At 53.5% G+C, this 13,465-nt stretch carries 14 protein-coding genes; 6 read left to right on the forward strand and 8 right to left on the reverse strand.

What is annotated here, in order from left to right; genetic code table 11:
* Window positions 1-99: 99 nt before the first annotated feature.
* From kdsA to hemA, 6 genes are read right to left on the reverse strand one after another with little or no spacing between them, the layout of a single operon-like run.
* Complete coding sequence (kdsA, locus tag ACIP6T_RS07025; RefSeq protein ID WP_097097033.1) at window positions 100-954, reverse strand: 3-deoxy-8-phosphooctulonate synthase; 855 nt, start codon at window positions 952-954, stop codon at window positions 100-102.
* 25 nt (window positions 955-979) lie between these two features.
* Window positions 980-1,789, reverse strand: a complete 810-nt coding sequence (gene sirB1 / locus ACIP6T_RS07030) for an invasion regulator SirB1 (RefSeq protein WP_097097032.1) — start codon at window positions 1,787-1,789, stop codon at window positions 980-982.
* Complete coding sequence (locus ACIP6T_RS07035) at window positions 1,786-2,184, reverse strand: SirB2 family protein (RefSeq protein ID WP_097097031.1); 399 nt, start codon at window positions 2,182-2,184, stop codon at window positions 1,786-1,788. The genes sirB1 and ACIP6T_RS07035 overlap by 4 nt, the downstream gene beginning before the upstream one ends.
* 9 nt (window positions 2,185-2,193) lie before the next feature.
* Window positions 2,194-3,027 carry a peptide chain release factor N(5)-glutamine methyltransferase gene (gene prmC / locus ACIP6T_RS07040; protein ID WP_345829434.1) on the reverse strand — a complete coding sequence of 278 codons (834 nt, stop codon included), beginning with the start codon at window positions 3,025-3,027 and terminating at the stop codon, window positions 2,194-2,196.
* On the reverse strand, window positions 3,027-4,109 hold the full coding sequence (prfA, locus tag ACIP6T_RS07045; protein WP_097097029.1) for a peptide chain release factor 1: 1,083 nt from the start codon (window positions 4,107-4,109) through the stop codon (window positions 3,027-3,029). The genes prmC and prfA overlap by 1 nt, the downstream gene beginning before the upstream one ends.
* Before the next feature lie 41 nt (window positions 4,110-4,150).
* Window positions 4,151-5,407, reverse strand: a complete 1,257-nt coding sequence (gene hemA, locus ACIP6T_RS07050) for a glutamyl-tRNA reductase (protein ID WP_345829430.1) — start codon at window positions 5,405-5,407, stop codon at window positions 4,151-4,153.
* Window positions 5,408-5,623: 216 nt separating this feature from the next.
* On the opposite strand from hemA, the gene lolB reads away from it, so the two are divergent.
* From lolB to ACIP6T_RS07070, 4 genes are all read left to right on the forward strand, one after another.
* Window positions 5,624-6,247 carry a lipoprotein insertase outer membrane protein LolB gene (lolB, locus tag ACIP6T_RS07055; protein ID WP_400457092.1) on the forward strand — a complete coding sequence of 208 codons (624 nt, stop codon included), beginning with the start codon at window positions 5,624-5,626 and terminating at the stop codon, window positions 6,245-6,247.
* Window positions 6,244-7,101: a 4-(cytidine 5'-diphospho)-2-C-methyl-D-erythritol kinase gene (ispE, locus tag ACIP6T_RS07060; RefSeq protein WP_400456113.1), complete on the forward strand. Its 858-nt coding sequence runs from the start codon at window positions 6,244-6,246 to the stop codon at window positions 7,099-7,101. The genes lolB and ispE overlap by 4 nt, the downstream gene beginning before the upstream one ends.
* A gap of 136 nt (window positions 7,102-7,237) precedes the next feature.
* Window positions 7,238-8,185 carry a ribose-phosphate diphosphokinase gene (gene prs / locus ACIP6T_RS07065; protein WP_006118899.1) on the forward strand — a complete coding sequence of 316 codons (948 nt, stop codon included), beginning with the start codon at window positions 7,238-7,240 and terminating at the stop codon, window positions 8,183-8,185.
* Window positions 8,186-8,412: 227 nt separating this feature from the next.
* Window positions 8,413-9,588 carry a GGDEF domain-containing protein gene (locus ACIP6T_RS07070; protein ID WP_400456116.1) on the forward strand — a complete coding sequence of 392 codons (1,176 nt, stop codon included), beginning with the start codon at window positions 8,413-8,415 and terminating at the stop codon, window positions 9,586-9,588.
* Here ACIP6T_RS07070 and ychH read toward each other — a convergent pair.
* Window positions 9,585-9,860, reverse strand: a complete 276-nt coding sequence (gene ychH / locus ACIP6T_RS07075; RefSeq protein ID WP_097097024.1) for a stress-induced protein YchH — start codon at window positions 9,858-9,860, stop codon at window positions 9,585-9,587. The genes ACIP6T_RS07070 and ychH overlap by 4 nt on opposite strands.
* 257 nt (window positions 9,861-10,117) lie before the next feature.
* Between ychH and pth the strand changes: the two genes are divergently transcribed.
* The gene (gene pth / locus ACIP6T_RS07080) at window positions 10,118-10,705 is read left to right on the forward strand and encodes an aminoacyl-tRNA hydrolase (RefSeq protein WP_008107639.1); all 588 of its coding nucleotides are present in this window, start codon (window positions 10,118-10,120) and stop codon (window positions 10,703-10,705) included.
* Window positions 10,706-10,816: 111 nt separating this feature from the next.
* On the forward strand, window positions 10,817-11,908 hold the full coding sequence (gene ychF / locus ACIP6T_RS07085) for a redox-regulated ATPase YchF (protein ID WP_400456119.1): 1,092 nt from the start codon (window positions 10,817-10,819) through the stop codon (window positions 11,906-11,908).
* 198 nt (window positions 11,909-12,106) lie between these two features.
* Here the strand turns inward: ychF and ACIP6T_RS07090 are convergent, their stop codons facing one another.
* Window positions 12,107-13,423, reverse strand: a complete 1,317-nt coding sequence (locus ACIP6T_RS07090; protein WP_400456121.1) for a VasL domain-containing protein — start codon at window positions 13,421-13,423, stop codon at window positions 12,107-12,109.
* Between the last annotated feature and the right edge of the window lie 42 nt (window positions 13,424-13,465).

Below are 13,465 nucleotides of genomic sequence, written 5' to 3' on the forward strand. Positions count from 1 at the left end.
TTTATCGCGCAATAAATTGCGCCGCTACGACACCTGTGAATGGTGAATGACAAAATAATAAAAAAGGCGCCATCGGCGCCTTTTTTACATCCGAAACAATCAGTTGCTGGTGTCCAACTCTGGGAAGCCCTTCACCAGATCGTCGATCGCTTTCATCTGCACCAGGAATGGCTCCAGCTTGTCCAGCGGCAGCGCGGAAGGACCATCACACTTGGCGCTGTTCGGTTCCGGGTGCGCTTCGATAAACAGGCCAGCAATGCCAACCGCCATACCGGCACGCGCCAGTTCAGCCACCTGCGCACGACGACCGCCAGATGCAGCACCGAACGGATCGCGCGTTTGCAGCGCGTGGGTGACGTCGAAGATCACCGGGCTATTTTTGGTGACATTCTTCATTACATTGAAGCCGAGCATGTCGACCACCAGATTGTCGTAACCGAAGTTGCTGCCGCGATCGCAAAGAATGACCTGATCGTTGCCGCCTTCCACAAACTTGTCATAGATATTACCCATCTGGCCTGGGCTGACAAACTGCGGCTTCTTCACGTTAATCACAGCGCCCGTTTTCGCCATGGCTTCCACCAGATCGGTCTGACGAGCGAGGAAGGCGGGCAGTTGAATCACATCAACCACGTCCGCTACAGGCTGCGCCTGGGAAGCTTCATGTACGTCGGTGATAATTTTCACGCCGAAAGCCTGCTTCAGCTCCTGAAAAATTTTCATCCCCTCTTCCAAACCCGGACCGCGATAGGATTTGATGGATGAACGGTTAGCTTTATCAAAAGAGGCTTTGAATACGTAAGGGATGCCGAGTTTGTCGGTGACCTTAACGTAATGTTCGCAGATGCGCATGGCGAGATCGCGCGATTCCAGCACGTTCATGCCGCCGAAGAGAACGAATGGCAGATCGTTTGCGACCTTGATATCGCCAATACTCACTACTTTCTGTGTCATGACCTTTCCTTATATCTTCTGAGGCTTAGTGCAGCGTCACCTGCTTCTGTTCGATGGCGTGAATCTGCACTTTAATCATTTCGCTAACCGGGTCTTCAGGACACTGTTCAACAAAATAGGTCAAATCGGTCAGCGCGATGTGTTCACACTCTAACTGCGCGTATATCAAGCCGCGATCGCGGATCTCATAAGGATCGTCGGGATCGATCTGCAGCAGCACCTGGCTTACGTTCAGCGCCAGCTCCATCTGCTTCTCTTCCATCAGCGCCGATTTCAACGTATCAAGCATTTTGCGCATGACGTTGATCGTTTTCGCTTCGTCGAGATCATCATTATACAGCTTAGCGGTTGGGCTAATATTGCCCTTAAGCCATACTTCTAACGTATGCGTATCCAGCGTTTCGCCATTGAACGGATTAATTAGCCACATCTCGCCGTCTAACCAGTCCGCACGCAAAATCAGCTGCGTAGGGAAAATGACCGGCATGAGCGGTAACTCTAGCTCATCGGCGATATGCAGCAGAATCACGCCGAGCGAAACCGCAGTACCCTGGCGGCTCGAAAGCACTTTGTCGATCCACAGCGCATCCGAAAGGTTGTAGACGCCGCTGGCACCACCAAATCCCCACTGACGATAAAACAGTTCTAACAGCTTCTCGAGCTGCAGATCGGCATCTTTTTCACTGCTGATAAACGCACGGGCTTCCTCGACCAGCGCGGCCAGCTGCTGCTGCACGGATGGCGCGGAAAAATCATTGCGTATGGCGCATGTGGCACCAATCACCGCTTCACTTAACGGCGTTTTACTGTAATCAAGTTGCTCTGGCGAGGTCATACAATCCCCAATAACGGCATTTTGGTCATCGCCAGCTTAATCACAATCAACAAGGCAACGATTGCAACCAAACAGGCGATCCAACGTGTCCCCATTTTACGTGGGCGACGGCTCAATGCCACGGAACCTAAGGCGATGTAGATAATAACCGCTAACAGCTTCTCCGTCAGCCAGCTTCCTTGCGGTGTGAACGGATAAAAGTGAGTAATCATCACTAACAGCGCGCCGCTTATCAGTAAAAAGGTGTCGTTAATATGCGGCGCAATGCGCACCCAGCGGCGCTGCAGCATGCCTGAACCGGTGCACTGCCAATAGAAACGGAGCAGAAACAGGCTGATCGTTAAGGCTACAGTCAGTAAATGGAAATGTTTGATCAGGGGATACCAGCTCGCCATCGTCGTTCCTTAATTGAAAAATTGTCCCAAAGTGACGCGCGGATTCCCGCCGTAATCGTCAACGGTGCTTACCATCTGGTAATTGTGCTGCATCATCATCGCGCGTACGGCCGCGCCCTGCTGCCAACCGTGTTCCAACAACAGCCAGCCACCAGGCTGCAACCATTGCGGCGCGGTGTGAATAATGAAGCGTAAATCGGCCAGGCCCTGATCGTCCGCCACCAGCGCGCTGAGCGGCTCAAAGCGCACATCGCCCTGCTGCAGATGTTCATCGGCGGCATCAATATACGGAGGATTGCTGACAATCAGGTCAAAGCGTTGGGCAGGAAGATCGCTAAACCAGTGGCTAAGCATGAAGTGCGCGTTGTTGATATGCAGACGCTGCGCGTTGTCTTGCGCCAGTTCCACCGCGGCAGGAATACGATCGCAGCCGATAACCTGGCACTGTGGTCGCTCGCTGGCTAAGGCCAGCGCGATGGCTCCGGTTCCGGTGCCCAAATCCAGCAGTGACGTTGCCGTTGCTGGCAGATGCGCCAGCGCCTGCTCCACCAACACTTCGGTATCCGGACGTGGAATCAGCGTGGCATCACTGACGCGTAACGGCAGCGACCAGAACTCACGCTCGCCCACCAGATGCGCAATCGGTTCACCGTTAACGCGCCTTGCCAGCAACGCCTTGAGCTGTTGCTGCTGCCGTTCATCAAGTTCCGCATCATCAAATGCCACCAGCCAGCTGCGGGATTTGCCCGTCACGAAGCCCAGCAAAATTTCGGCATCGCGCTTTGGGCTATCACCGCCGCAGAGCGCCACCACCGCTTGCTGTAGCCAGCGACGGACATTCATCAATCCTGTCCAGCCAAGGCAGCGAGCTGATCGGCTTGATACTCCTGCACAATCGGCTCGATCAATGCATCAAGTTTGCCTTCCATCACCTCGTCGAGACGATAAACAGTCAGGTTGATGCGGTGATCGGTGACACGCCCCTGCGGGAAATTATAGGTGCGGTTGCGATCGGAACGGTCGCCGCTGCCGAGCAGGTTACGGCGCGTGGAGGCCTCAGCGGCATTACGCTTGGCGGTTTCGGCGGCGTGAATACGGGCGCCCAGCACCGCCAACGCTTTGGCTTTATTTTTGTGCTGTGAGCGCTCATCCTGGCACTCCACCACAATGCCGGTTGGCAAGTGAGTGATACGGATGGCGGAATCGGTGGTGTTAACGTGCTGACCACCCGCACCGGAAGAACGGAAGGTGTCGATTTTTAAATCGCCCGCGTTAATTTCCGGCATCTCGGCTTCTGGCAGCTCCGGCATCACCGCGACGGTACACGCCGAGGTGTGAATGCGGCCCTGCGATTCGGTTTCCGGCACACGCTGCACGCGGTGGCCGCCCGATTCAAACTTAAAGCGGCCATAAGCGCCGTCGCCGCTGATGCGGGCGATGACTTCTTTATAACCGCCGTGTTCGCCTTCGTTGGCACTGATGATCTCCACCTGCCAGCGACGCGCTTCCGCGTAACGGCTGTACATGCGGAATAGATCGCCAGCGAAAATGGCCGCTTCATCACCGCCGGTGCCGGCACGCACTTCGACAAAGCACGAGCGTTCATCGTCGGGATCTTTCGGCAGCAGCAGCACTTGCAGCTGTTGTTCTAATTCCTCGCGCTTCTCGCGCGACGATTTCAATTCTTCCTGCGCCATCTCGCGCATTTCCGGGTCTTCCAACAGCATTTCGGCAGTTTCAACATCTTCCTGCACCTGCTGCCATTCACGGAAACAACGGGTGACGTCGCTAAGCTGGGCATATTCGCGTGATAACGCACGGAAACGATCCTGATCGGCAATCACGCCGGCATCGCCCAGTAACGCTTCCACTTCCTCATGGCGTTCCTGGAGCGCTTCCAGCTTGGCAACAATAGAGCTCTTCATGTAATAGCGGGTATCCCAGTGATAGGTCGTGACTGACCAGATTACTCTAAACCGAGGCTGTCACGTAAGATCTGCAGGCGTTCGCTGTCGCCGTCGCGCGCGGCCTGCTGCAGTGATTTGGTTGGTGCATGGATTAAACGGTTGGTTAGCTTGTGGGCCAGTTCCTGCAACACTTTTTCCGCGTCAGCGCCCTGACGCAACGCCATCAAGGCGCGCTCATGCAATTCGGCACGCACTTCGTCAGCCTGGGTGCGGTATTCACGAATAGTCTCAACCGCACTTTGCGCGCGTAGCCAGGCCATGAACTCGCCGCTCTCCTGCACCACAATGCTTTCAGCCTGCACGGCGGCCGCTTTGCGCTGCGCCATGTTCTGCTCGATGATGGCTTGCAGATCGTCGACGCTATATAAGTAGGCATTGGCCAGCTTGCCCACTTCTGGTTCGACATCGCGCGGGACGGCGATATCAACCAGCAGCATCGGCTGATTGCGACGCGCTTTCAGCGCGCGTTCCACCATCCCTTTACCAATAATCGGCAGCGGGCTGGAGGTGGAAGAGATAATAATGTCGGCGTCGGCCAGGCGGGTTTCGATATCGCCCAGGCCAATCACTTCTGCGCCGACTTCATCGGCCAGCAGCTGAGCGCGCTCGCGGGTGCGGTTGGCAATCATCAGCTTTTTAACGCTATGTTCGCGCAGATGACGCGCCACCAGCTCAATTGTTTCGCCGGCACCCACCAATAGCACGTTGACGGTGCTCAGGGATTCAAAGATTTGCCGTGCCAGTGAACAAGCAGCAAAGGCAACGGACACCGCGCTGGCACCGATTTCGGTTTCAGTGCGGACACGCTTAGCCACCGAGAAGGTTTTCTGGAACATCCGCTCCAGTTCACTGCTCAGCGCGTGGTCGCGTGATGAATCCACAAAGGCTTTTTTCACCTGACCGAGAATTTGTGGTTCACCCAACACCAGTGAGTCCAGTCCGCTGGCAACGCGCATCAGGTGGCTGACCGCCGCGTTATCCTGATGCCAGTAAAGGCTGTTACGCACATCCTCTTCGCGCAAATCGTGATAATCACACAGCCACTGCACCAGTTTTTCTTGCAGATCCGCTTGTTGCTCTACGCTGAGGTAGAGTTCGGTACGGTTGCAGGTCGAAAGGACCACACCGCTCTGCACCATCGGCTGGGACAGCAGGCTATTCAGCGCCAGTTCCAGCGAGTCAGGTGTAAACGCAACGCGTTCGCGCAGCGCAACAGGTGCAGTTTTGTGGTTGATTCCGAGTGCAAGCAGCGTCATGTGATTCGGGTTGGGATATCCCAATAATTGTCAGGGTTTTGTGCAGCGCATTCTACAAGATGCCACAGGTCAAGAAAAGCCATACAAAGCCTATGACTGTAATAAGATTAAACTGAACGTGCGCAATTATCGCTACAACAGCATTGACGGCTTACCCGCGGATGGTTAGCGTTACTGGTTACGAAGTAAAAACGTGTCTGAGGAGATGACCACGTGATGCATTTGCCCCCGCGCAAGTTACTGCGCCTTTTACCCCTTGCCAGCGTGTTACTGGCTGCATGTACCATTAACAAACCACAAGGTCCGGGCCCAAGCACCACGTCACCGCAATGGCAACAGCACCAGCAGGCCGTGGCAAAAATTAGTCAGTATCAGACGCGCGGCGCGTTCGCTTACCTCTCCGACAAGCAAAAAGTTTATGCGCGCTTTAACTGGCAGCAAACCGCCGCCGATCGCTATCGCTTGTTGCTGACCAACCCGCTGGGCAGCACTGAATTGCAGCTTGATGCGCAAGGATCGGTGGTACAGATCGTGGATAACAAAGGCAAGCGCTACGTGAGCAACGATGCTGAGAAGATGATTTCACAGCTTACCGGTATGGATATCCCGCTCGCCAATCTGCGTCAGTGGATGATGGGCCTCCCGGGCGATGCGAGCGATTATCAGCTGAACAGTAACTATCAGCTGCAAAGCCTGAATTACAGCCGCAATGGACAGCAGTGGAAAGTGAATATCTCCGATTACAACAGCAAAGTTAACCCGCCGCTGCCGGCGAATCTGGAGCTAACCGAAGGCGGTCAGCGTATCAAACTGCGCATGGATAGCTGGACCACAAAATGATCACCACGTGGCCGGCGCCAGCAAAACTGAATCTGTTTCTGTACATTACCGGCCGTCGCCCTGACGGCTACCACAATCTGCAAACCCTGTTTCAGTTTCTTGATTACGGCGACACGCTGGAGATCATCCCTGATAGCAGCGATAAGATTACGCTCCTGACGCCGCTGGACGGCGTGCCAGATGAAGAAAACCTGATTGTGCGGGCCGCGCTGGCGTTAAAGCAATGTGCCGCCGCGCGGGGCACATTGCCCGCGTTGGCCGGTGCAACGATTGCGCTGAAGAAAGTGTTGCCGATGGGTGGCGGTCTTGGTGGCGGCTCATCGGATGCCGCTACGGTGCTCGTCGCCCTCAATCATCTATGGCAAACCGCTCTCAGCGATGATGAACTCGCAACGATTGGCATCAAGTTGGGTGCCGATGTGCCGGTGTTTGTGCGCGGTCACGCGGCCTTTGCTGAAGGCGTCGGCGAACAGTTGCAGCCAGCCGAACCTGCAGAAAAATGGTATCTGGTGGCGCATCCAGGCGTCAGTATCGCTACCCCCGATCTGTTCCGCAATCCCGATTTGACGCGCGATTCGCCAATCCGCACATTAGATGAACTATTACAGCGGCCTTTTCACAATGATTGTGAGGCTGTGGCAAGAAAACGTTTTCGTAAGGTTGATGAGCTGCTTTCCTGGCTGCTAGAATACGCGCCGTCGCGCCTGACTGGGACCGGAGCTTGTGTGTTTGCTGAATTTGACACCGAGTCCGACGCACGTCAGGTGCTGGAGCTTGCCCCGAAATGGATTTGCGGATTTGTGGCGCGCGGGCTTAATATCTCGCCGTTGCAGCGCACACTTTCTGGGCTATAAGCGTTTACGTGACAGTGTCACACGTTCCAGATACTGCACGTTGCGCATTAACACACCCGTATGAACATGCTCTTTGGTATTCGCCGGTTACTCTAGAGCCGTTCATTCTCTGGACGCCAAGCCTGAGGTTCTTCTCGTGCCTGATATGAAGCTATTTGCTGGTAACGCCACCCCGGAACTAGCACAACGCATTGCCAACCGCCTTTACACTAGCCTCGGAGACGCCGCTGTTGGCCGTTTCAGTGATGGTGAAGTAAGTGTACAGATCAACGAAAATGTACGCGGTGGTGATATTTTCATCATCCAGTCCACCTGTGCCCCCACCAACGATAATCTGATGGAGCTGGTTGTGATGGTCGACGCATTGCGTCGGGCTTCTGCTGGTCGTATTACTGCTGTTATTCCTTACTTTGGCTATGCGCGTCAGGATCGCCGTGTGCGTTCTGCTCGTGTTCCTATCACCGCCAAAGTGGTTGCCGATTTCCTCTCTAGCGTGGGCGTTGACCGTGTTCTCACCGTTGACCTGCATGCTGAACAGATTCAGGGCTTCTTTGATGTCCCGGTCGATAACGTATTTGGTAGCCCAATTCTGCTGGAAGATATGCTGCAGATTGGTTTGGAAAACCCAATCGTTGTTTCCCCAGACATTGGTGGCGTAGTGCGTGCGCGCGCTATCGCCAAACTGCTCAACGATACCGATATGGCTATCATCGACAAACGCCGCCCGCGTGCGAACGTTTCCCAGGTGATGCACATCATTGGCGACGTTGCAGGTCGTGACTGCGTACTGGTCGACGATATGATCGACACCGGCGGTACGCTGTGCAAAGCGGCTGAAGCATTGAAAGAGCGCGGCGCTAAACGTGTGTTTGCTTACGCCACTCACCCAATCTTCTCAGGCAATGCGGTGGAAAATCTGCGTAAGTCTGTCATTGATCAAGTGATTGTCTGCGATACCATTCCGTTGTCCGAAGAGATGAAATCTCTGCCAAACGTGCGTACTTTAACGTTGTCTGGCATGTTGGCCGAAGCGATTCGTCGCATCAGTAACGAAGAATCTATCTCTGCGATGTTTGAACATTAATTCATCGCATGTAACCGGGCTTCGTGCCCGGTTTTTCTTTGTCAGTCCATATGTTGTTACTCACCGATTAAGCCGCTTTCCCTGCTGATATTTCCGCGATAAATTCCGTTAAAACCCGCTATTCTCGCTGCCATCCACTCTTTTAATCCCACACCTATTGCCGCACTTTAGTGGTCCAATGATTAATGGTATTTTTCTCGACACTTTTACTAAGAGCTCCGACCACTATGCCTCTCGACATCTACACGCTGTTTGTTTGTGAGCTCTATGTGCTGGGGTTTTTAAGTATCATTTTGATCTTTGCCTGGGTTGGCGGGCAATATGATCGCGTATTGGGTTGCACCACGCTGGCCTTGGTTTTAACGTTAGCGGCGGTATTTCTCAGCAGCATGCGCAGTGCCGGATTCCATTTTCTACCGGTGGTCATCGGCAATGTAATGCTGCTCTTTGCCTATGGCAATCTACTCAACGCTTTTCGCATTTTCTGCGGAAAACCTATCGGAATAAGTTGGATGGGCGGCGGTTTACTATGGGCCACTTTATGTTTATTCCCCGAATTCTATGACAGCCAGCCAAAGCGTGTTCTGGTGGTTTGCCTGCTGTGCATTATCTTTACTGGCGCGCTGATTCGCTTGCTGTGGCGCGTACGCGCATCCCTCACCGTCACCTTCTGGCCAGCGCAGTTTCTACTGTGGGTTCATTTACTGTTTCACGTGACGCGCATCTTCCTTGATGATGCAGTGGCTTCGCCGGTACATGGTGCCATTGGGGGTTCAAGTTTCTCGGTTTACGTCATTCTGGAATCGATTTTGTTTGTCATCGGCCTGACCTTTACGATTCTGGCGATGGTCAACGAGCGCGCTCAGGTGGCACACAAACTGGCTTCAATGCACGATCCTCTCACCAGCGTGTGGAACCGTCGCGCCTTATTTGAACAAGCGGATAAAGTGGTGCTGCGCAGCGCACGCCCATCACAACCGTTTATTTACAGCGCAGTACTGTTCGATTTGGACCATTTTAAAACTATTAATGATCGCTATGGCCATCAACAAGGTGACCAGGTCCTGATAGATTTTTGTCAGGTGGTGCAGTCTGTGTTGCCGGAGGGGGGTCATTTTGCCCGTCTGGGCGGTGAGGAGTTTGCAGCGATATTGCCTGGTGATGAAGATCAAGCACAGCTGATTTGTGAGCGTATCCGGTTAGCGACACAGATATCACAGCCTAACGACGTCCGTTATACCGTGAGTATCGGTTTTGCTACCGCTCTTGAGCCTGGTCAGCCTTTTCCCGCTTTACTGGCGCTGGCTGATGAAGCGTTATATCGCGCTAAAGCCAGCGGCCGTAATTGCATTGAACGATATCGCGTTCAGGAACGGCCGCTTAGAGAATCAGTAATGACTTAATGTGAAGAGTGATTGCGACGGCAGCGTTTGTCGCCGTAATGACGCAACCAAAAGTAACGATCTTCTACTCTTTCACGTCCGCTGACGCGCGCACCCACCAGCCAAAGTAAGGCGCCGACGAAGATGCTGAACATGGCACCATGTGCCAGAAATTGCGGCAGATTGAGTGAAGGAAGCTGGTTAATAATGGAATACCCGACGCCGAGAACCATCGTCAGTAAACCCAAACACATCAAGCTGTTACCTACTACGCGGCATTGTTGACGTTTCATGATTCACCTCCATCCTTATAAAAGCAAAACAGCACGTATGGTTAATTAGCCATAAGCTTAGGCAATAGCTGCCGCTTAAGTTGCGTACAGGATCACAGTTCCTTCACAACCTTTGACGAAACTTTACTGCCAGCACCTTGATTTCGATAGAAATTGATTAGTCACTGAGCGTCATTACCGGTTATTGGTGCACTTTGTGATTCGGACCGACAGGCAGTAAACTATCGCCCTTTCCGCAGCAAGACAGGATAAACAACGTGAGCAGCATTAAACTGATTGTGGGGCTGGCCAATCCCGGCGCTGAATACGCCGCAACGCGCCATAATGCGGGTGCCTGGTATGTAGATTTGCTAGCGAGTCGTAACAATCAGTCATTAAAGGATGAGCCTAAATTCTACGGCTACACCGCACGCTTATCTTTAGCGGGTGAAGATGTGCGCCTGCTGGTGCCGACCACCTTTATGAACCTCAGCGGTAAAGCGGTGGCAGCGATGGCGACCTTTTATCGCATAGCGCCGGAAGAGATTCTGGTGGCGCACGATGAACTGGATTTACCTCCGGGGGTGGCAAAGTTCAAACAAGGCGGTGGCCACGGCGGTCACAACGGCCTCAAAGACATCATCAGCAAACTAGGCAATAACAATAATTTTCACCGTTTGCGCGTCGGCATCGGCCATCCTGGCGATCGCAATAAAGTCACCGGTTTCGTGCTAGGCAAGCCGCCCGCCAGCGAACAAAAGTTGATTGACGATGCGGTAGACGAAGCGGTGCGCTGCACCGAACTGTGGCTAAAAGAAGACAAGATTAAGGCGATGAACCGCCTGCATGCCTTCAAGGCTGGCTAAGGCCAATTCCCGCGCCGCAGAGGGCAATTCTGTGTATAATGCGCGAAATTTTTTGAATCTGTCGGCGCTAATGAGCAGCGCTGCGCACTCAGTGATAAAGGTAATCAGACCATGGGATTTAAATGCGGTATTGTGGGCCTGCCGAACGTCGGTAAATCCACCCTGTTCAACGCGCTGACCAAAGCGGGTATCGAAGCAGCCAACTTTCCGTTCTGCACCATCGAGCCAAACACTGGTGTAGTACCAATGCCCGATCTGCGCCTCGATCAGCTGAGCGAAATCGTTAAACCACAGCGTGTGGTGCCAACCACCATGGAATTTGTTGATATCGCAGGTCTGGTTAAGGGCGCATCCAAAGGTGAAGGCTTGGGTAACCAGTTCCTGACTAATATCCGTGAAACTGAAGCCATTGGCCACGTGGTGCGCTGCTTCGAGAACGACAACATCATCCACGTTGCGGGCAAAGTTAACCCGGCGGAAGATATTGACGTGATCAACACCGAGCTGGCGCTGTCGGATCTCGACACCTGCGAACGTGCCATTCAGCGTTGCCAGAAGAAAGCCAAAGGCGGCGACAAAGATGCCAAAGCTGAACTGGCTGCGTTGGAAAAATGCCTGCCGCATCTGTCTGAAGCTGGCATGCTGCGTGCGTTGAAGCTGGATGCAGACGAGAAAGCGGCCATCCGCTACCTCAGTTTCCTGACGTTGAAACCGACCATGTATATCGCTAACGTCAACGAAGACGGTTTCGAAAACAATCCGTACCTCGATCAGGTACGTGCCATTGCCGAAGCCGAAGGTTCTGTCGTCGTTCCGGTGTGTGCTGCCGTTGAGTCTGACATCGCCGAGTTGGAAGATGATGAACGTGACGAGTTTATGGCGGAATTGGGGCTGGAAGAACCGGGTCTGAACCGCGTGATCCGCGCCGGTTATGCGCTGCTGAACCTGCAAACCTATTTCACCGCTGGCGTGAAAGAAGTGCGTGCATGGACCATTCCGGTAGGCGCTACAGCACCACAAGCGGCCAGTAAAATCCACACCGATTTTGAGAAAGGCTTTATCCGCGCACAGACTATCGCCTTTGAAGACTTTGTGGCTTATAAAGGTGAACAAGGCGCGAAAGAGGCCGGCAAGATGCGTTCTGAAGGTAAAGAGTACATCGTCAAAGATGGCGACGTGATGAACTTCTTGTTTAACGTCTAAATAAAATGTGTTGTCTCATGAGGTTTTATTAAATCTCATGGCAATGACAGGAAAACATTAAATCCACGCGCTTGCGTGGATTTTTATTTCATAGCGCGAAGCAAAAATTGCGCACAGCATGACCGTTGCATGCGCGCTACTGTTATTCAATCCAAGCTAAAATATTACTCGACGTAAATGTCGCATGTTCAGAAAGCATTACTGATGTTGCGGCAGGGTCAGTAAATGATAAGAGGCAATCAGCTGATTCAGGTGCATCTCCACCTGTTTCACATTACCCTGCGCGGCATCATCATTCTGGTCAATCAACTGTTTTAGCTGACGTAACTGCTCCTCTACTGGCACGGTGTGACTCAGTGCCTGCGAGATACCGAAGACAGCGGTTTTCAGCTCGCTGACGGTCAGATATCTGCCGCCTTTTTCGTCCACCTCATCTAACCGCTGCGCCAGGGCTTTAAGCTGATCCATACCCTGCTGCCAGCCAACCATGTTTTCCGCTGGCAACGAGGCGGCGAGCAGTTGCTGATTCCAGCGCGTTCTCATGGCCGCCGCATCAACGCCATTTGGCAGCAGTTGGTTCGCCTGCAGAACCAGCGCACTGCCGCGCTCTAGCTGCCATACAGGGGATGCTGCTAAAAGCTCATCCAACTGCTGCTGTGTAAGATTCAGCCAGTCATCGTCGTTGAGCCAGCCGGGCGCACGTTCCTTCAATTTCTGTACAGATGCAGCATCCAGCAACGGAGATAGTGGCGCCACTGATGCCAAAAGCTCACGCTTAAAAGCGGGATCGCGAACGAAATAACATGCGGCAGACAGCATTGCGACAACCAGCAGCGCTGAGCCGATACCGGCGAAAAAAGCCCGACGCCACAATCGACGCCTTTCCGATACCGTGCTCTCGGCCGTTGCCACATAAACCCAGCCCCCCATTGGCACAGCCAACGCCGAATGTTCATGTTGATTTGCTGCGGCGCCATTCTGTTGCACCACATCACCGCGCTCCAGAGCAGCTACCGCGTTGCGGATACGATCCAATAGCCTATCCAGCTGGCTGCTCTGCCGTAGATCCAGACGCTGCAGATGATCACCGGCTGTATTAAGCAAACTGGCAACCTGATTCAGCGCGGTTAAATCATTCAGCGTTAGCGTCTGGCTGCGCAAATATTGCTGCAAGCGCCGACTCAACGATGCCAGTAATTTAATCCGCGTTTGAACTGGCTGCGGCCAAAGTATTGGCCACTGCCGGGTCAGCAATGCCACCAGCACCGCCAGTCCTTCGCGCATGCCATCAATGCCCGCGAGGTGAGCGCGGGAGACGGTATACCAGGAGGCGGTCTGCAACTCCACGCCGTTTTGTTCGAACAGTGTCAAACATAAATCAGAGGCAAGCCGCCAGTTAACGTCAGGTCGTGCTGGATGGGACAACTTCTGCATTTCGTGGCGAAGCGCGGCATATTCTTTGAAACAGCGAGGATCGCCGCCCGTCTTAAGTTGGCGTGATTGAGATGTGTTCATTGCTGAGTTCCGTTACGCCTGAATGGCAGGCGAAAAAATGAT

The sequence above is a fragment of the Pantoea sp. NPDC088449 genome (assembly GCF_044753225.1).
GTDB classification, from domain to species: domain Bacteria; phylum Pseudomonadota; class Gammaproteobacteria; order Enterobacterales; family Enterobacteriaceae; genus Pantoea; species Pantoea floridensis.